Origin of the sequence: Streptomyces sp. NPDC026672 (assembly GCF_040638185.1) — a bacterium.
Classification (GTDB): Bacteria; Actinomycetota; Actinomycetes; order Streptomycetales; family Streptomycetaceae; genus Streptomyces.
The window spans coordinates 1-4,632 of the sequence record NZ_JBEZXS010000098.1 but is presented as its reverse complement, the minus strand read 5'-3'; the positions used below and the strand labels follow the sequence as shown (position 1 = coordinate 4,632).

General features: G+C 67.4%; 3 protein-coding genes and 1 pseudogene. All 4 read right to left on the bottom strand.

The genetic code is table 11. From position 1 onward, the window contains the following. Positions 1–176 precede the first annotated feature (176 nt). A complete protein-coding gene (locus AB0F77_RS42870; protein ID WP_361960196.1) occupies positions 177–1,106 on the bottom strand; it encodes a TIGR03619 family F420-dependent LLM class oxidoreductase in 930 nt (309 codons plus the stop codon). Positions 1,107–1,161: 55 nt separating this feature from the next. Continuing rightward, complete coding sequence (locus AB0F77_RS42865; RefSeq protein ID WP_361960193.1) at positions 1,162–3,366, bottom strand: CocE/NonD family hydrolase; 2,205 nt, start codon at positions 3,364–3,366, stop codon at positions 1,162–1,164. Between the two features lie 56 nt (positions 3,367–3,422). After that, positions 3,423–4,094, bottom strand: coding sequence for a VOC family protein (locus AB0F77_RS42860; protein ID WP_361960190.1), 672 nt, complete (start codon positions 4,092–4,094; stop codon positions 3,423–3,425). 283 nt (positions 4,095–4,377) lie between these two features. Then, positions 4,378–4,632: pseudogene (locus AB0F77_RS42855) on the bottom strand (NADPH-dependent F420 reductase); the annotation flags it as partial.

The window sequence follows — 4,632 nt, the reverse complement described above, 5'->3', positions numbered from 1 at the left end:
AGTCCGCCACGACCACACCGGCACCCTCACCCGCCGCAGCCACCGCAACCGACCGACCGATCCCCCGACCGGCCCCCGTCACCACCACAACCCTGTCATCCAACAAACCCATAACCCACAACCCTTTCCATGTCGTGTACTTGCCTTGCATCGTGTACTTGCCTTGCACCGCGCGCTCAGGAGAAGCGGGACACGACCTCGGTGCCCAGGCGCTCCATCTGCTCGACCTCGTCGAAGAGCGGCGTCAGGAGGATGAGTTCGGCGCCCGCGGCAGCGATATCGCGCAGCCCGGTCTCGCACGCGTCGGCGTTTCCGTAGACCGCGACGGGGGTGAGGTCGGGCATCTTTCCGCCCGAGTAGCGGCCGAGCTCTTCGAAGGTCTGGGTGATGCGCGCCCGTGCCTTGTCCGTGTTGTCGTCGATGGCGATGTACACGCGCTTGGCCAGCTTGAAGGTGTGCGGATCGCGTCCCGCCACCGCGAGTGCGTTACGGACGGCCCGCACCTGGGTGGCGAAGGCTTCCGTGGTCTGTGAGCCGGCTCCGAAGAATCCGTCGCCCAATGTGACCGCACGGTTCAGTGCCTTGGGCCCGTGCCCGCCGAACCAGAGCGGCGGCGTGGGCTTCTGGAAGGGCTTGGGCTCGAACGCGGCACCCTCGACCTGGAAGAACTCCCCGTCGAAGTTGACCGTCGACTGGGTCCACAGCGCCTTCATGAGTTTGATGCCTTCTTCGAAGCGGCGCCCCACCTCACCGGGACGGACTCCGTAGGCCGCCATCTGACGCCCCTTCGTGGCGCCGGTCGCCACCCCCACTTCCAGGCGTCCACGGCTGAGTTGATCGAGCGTGGTCAGGCTCTTGGCGAGATGCACGGGACTGTGGAAGGTCGAGAGGAACACCGCGCAGCCGAGTCTGAGGTTAGAGTTGCATGCCGCGGCGAACGTGAGCAGGTCCAGCGGCGCCAGACGCCCCACATGGCCGAAGACCATCTCCTGGGTCCATGCGCTCTCGTAGCCGAGCTCCTCCGCACGTGTCAGAAAGGCACGCATGTCGTCCGGGTCGAACTGCCCGTCGGGGATGATGTCAGGAATGGAAATGGCGAATCTCATGGGTGACCTTCGTGCAATCGATGGCGGGGCGTGAACAATTACCGTGCTTCGCCCGCTACTTGGGCGGGATCACGGGCAGTACGAGACGGCTCGCACGGACCTGTCCGAGGTGGAGGGAGTTCTCCGCCGCGTCGTGGTACGAGTGGTCGTACTCACGGCGGGCGTAGCTGAAGTCCGGGTTGTGCTGGCCACCGCGGCCCTCCACAGGAGCGATGTCCAGGACGAGCCGCTGTCCGGCGCGGATCACGGCGGTGGCGGGCAGCAGCTCCACCTCGACCTGGACGATGTCGTCCTCGGACCTCAGCGGGAGCAGATCCGATTCGAGGTGGGTGTGCCAGGGGCGGTCCTGGGACCGTGCCGGATCGGTCCTGCGGTGTGAGACCTTCAGGAGCCCCCAGGTCATGGCCATCTCGGACGCGTTGTCCTTGACCGCGTACTGGACCTCCTGGCCTACCTCGTCCACGACGCGCACGGACACGAACAGGTCCATGTCGTGCGTCGTGGAGGACACCCACAGGTCGGCCTTGAAATGGCCGCCCACGTGGATGTCGGAGGTCAGCGGTTCGGTGACGAAGCGCACTCCACTGGCCAGCCTGCTCTCAAGGCTCTGATCGGGTACGTCCGCCGAGTAGTCGATCCTCCCGGAGCCGGTTCCGGGGCTGTCGGTGAGCGAGTACACGCGATCGGATCCGGCGACCGCCGGCGACGTACCGGCCGGGCGGGCGTCGAGGTAGTAGCTGAGGTATTCGGTGCCGGGCACCGGCCAGTCGCTCTCGTCGCGCCAGGAGTATGCCCCGTTTCCGGTACGCATCAGCAGGCGGACCGGCGGAGTGGGCGGTGCCGTGTCCTCCCCCTTGAGGTACCGGTCGAAGAACCGGTACTGCTCGTCGAGGCAGTACTCGTGGAAGAACGGGATGTAGTTCCCTGCCAGGAAGAGGAGGTGGGCGGGGCCCTTGGCCTGCTTGAACGCCTCGATCCCACCGCGGCCGTGGATGTTCAGGGTCTGGCTCACCGCGGCGAGGAAGGGGACGGTGATCGACGAGAGGTCGGGGCTCGCGGGGCCTTCCGACCCGGGTCCGTAGGCGGGCCCGTCGAAGCGGTGCGCGGCCAGGTGGTCCAGGAAGTCGACCTCCGGCCGGTGGGGCGCGTTGGAGCTGACCCACGCCCACCAGTTGCGGCGGTACTCCTCGTTGAAGATGCCCCCGGGGTAGGCGAGTTCGCGGTAGACGTCGACGTCGCTCGCCCACGGGATCATGGCCTTCAGCGACGGGGGCGCCAACATGCCGACGTTCCACTGGTTCGTGCCCAGGTAGGACTGGCCGAGCGTGCCGACGTTGCCGTTGGACCACGGCTGGGCCGCCGCCCACTCGATGGTGTCGTAGTAGTCCCGGGCCTCGTTCATCGAGAACGGTGCGATGTCCCCGGGCGAGCGCCCCACGCCGCGGGAGTCGGCGCGTACGAGGACGTAGCCCCGCGGGACCCAGTCGATCGCGTTGGCGCTGCCGTAGTTCTCGGTGTAGTGGGTCAAGGAGGCAGGGAAGCCGTGCGGAACGTCGGGGGGCCCGGACTCCTGCCACTCGTCCTGCTTCGTCTCCGATTCCAGACGGTCCTCGTCGGTGAGGAGTGAGCCCAGGGGGAAGCCCCGGCCGTACACACTCGTCCGGACGATCACCGGGTAACGTCCGGGTGCCGCGGGCAGGAAGATGTCGGCCAGCACGTACGAACCGTCCCGGGTGGGAACCCGGACGTCGGTCAGGCGCTTGATGCCGGCCGCACTGCGGTGCAGATGGTTGCGGGCGACCCCGGCGGGCCGCAGGGTGTGACCCGTGACGCTCAGGAGGTCACGTACCGCGTCCTGGGCGTCGAACTCCTTCTCGCCGACGTCGAAGGCGATCGCCCCGGGGCGGATGCGTGACGTGGAGTTCCAGATCTCGTCCGTGATCAGGACGCCGTCGGTGAGGTCCAGCCCGGTGCCGAAGCTCTGCAGGAAGCGGGCGACGTTCGTGGCGTACGCCGACGTCCGGCCGAACAGGCCGTCGCGGCCGCTCTCCGCACCGTAGAAGTCGAGGCTTGTGATCAGGGGAGCTGCCTGTGCCGTGCCCAGGAACACCGAGCCGAGCCAGAACTGCACGATCTCGCCCGGGAGATACTGGAAGGTGCCGCCTCTTCCGGTGCGTCCGGCCTGGGTGGGCGTCGCGAAGCCGAGACCTTCCACAGGACCGTCCGCGAAGACGCCCACCTGAATGTTTTCGATTTCCATCAGAAAGACTTCCTTTGCTGCTGAACGCCGCGCGAGTTCTTGTACCGTTCCGCGGATCAGGAAGCCACGGGGGCCGGGGTCGCCGGGCGGGGGTGCGCCTTGGTCGCCCGCTCCTGGCGGCCGTCGACGATCTTGGTGAAGGCCGGCTCGCACCAACAGGCCAGTTCGAGCTGGACGTTGTCGGGGCCGTGGAAGTAGAACGACGCGAGGTAGGTGTCCTCGTCGACGTCGTCCAGGGTGTGCACGGACCGACCCGACGTGATCAGGTCGTTCAGGGCGGTCTGGCCGGACGCGAGGGGCGGCGGGGCGGGGATGCCGTGGTCCTCACGCCACGAGTCGATCTCGGCGATGTTGTGTGCCACGAAGTAGAACGGGACGGCGGCCTCCTCCAGGCGCTTCCAGACGTCCTCCAGACCGTCGCGCGGGATCTCGAACGCGAGGTGGTGGAACGAGCCGTCGGCCGATGTCCCGGCGCCGTCCGCGGGGTTCGCGATGCCGGGCGCCGCGGGGATTCCGTTGGGGAACCACATGAACGCCAGGGAGTCGCCGTTTCCGCAGTCGAAGAAGAAGTGCTGGATCCCCTTGTTGCTGGTGTCGTCCGGGCCCGCCGCCGGGTCGTAGTCGTCCATCGGAGCGCCGTGAGTCATCATCAGCGGCATTCCGAGAACACCCTGGTAGAAGTCGACCGTCTCGGACATGTCGCTGCAGACCAGGGCCAGGTGGCTCACGCCCTGGAGCGGAAGGACCGGGTTCGGGCGCGCTTCGTACACGCGCTTCTTCAGGTCGAGAGCTGGCCTTGTGAGTGCCATTGTCCGCCCTTTCGATGAGGGAGAAGTGAACCGTGCGCTTGACCATCACGTTAGAAACACGCGCCGCCTCGTCGACAGCCGTCAATCGCCGTCCGCAGTCCAATTCCCGAACGGTTTCTCCAGCCCACGACAGATGCGCCCACGACAGATGCGCCCACGGCCGGTCGGCCGTGGGCGCATCTGCTGGCGAAGTCCCGTTCGTCTACACGTCGGTGACGCGGAGGCCGGCGTGGGCCTTGTAGCGGCGGTTGACGGAGATCAGGTTGGCGACGAGGGATTCGACCTGGTGGGCGTTGCGCAGCCGGCCGGCGAAGACGCCGCGCATGCCGGGGATGCGTCCGGCGAGGGCCTGCACGGTCTCGACGTCGGCGCGTTCCTCGCCGAGGACCATGACGTCGGTGTCGATCCGCTCGGTCTCGGGGTCCAGGAGCAGCACGGCGGAGAGGTGGTGGAAGGC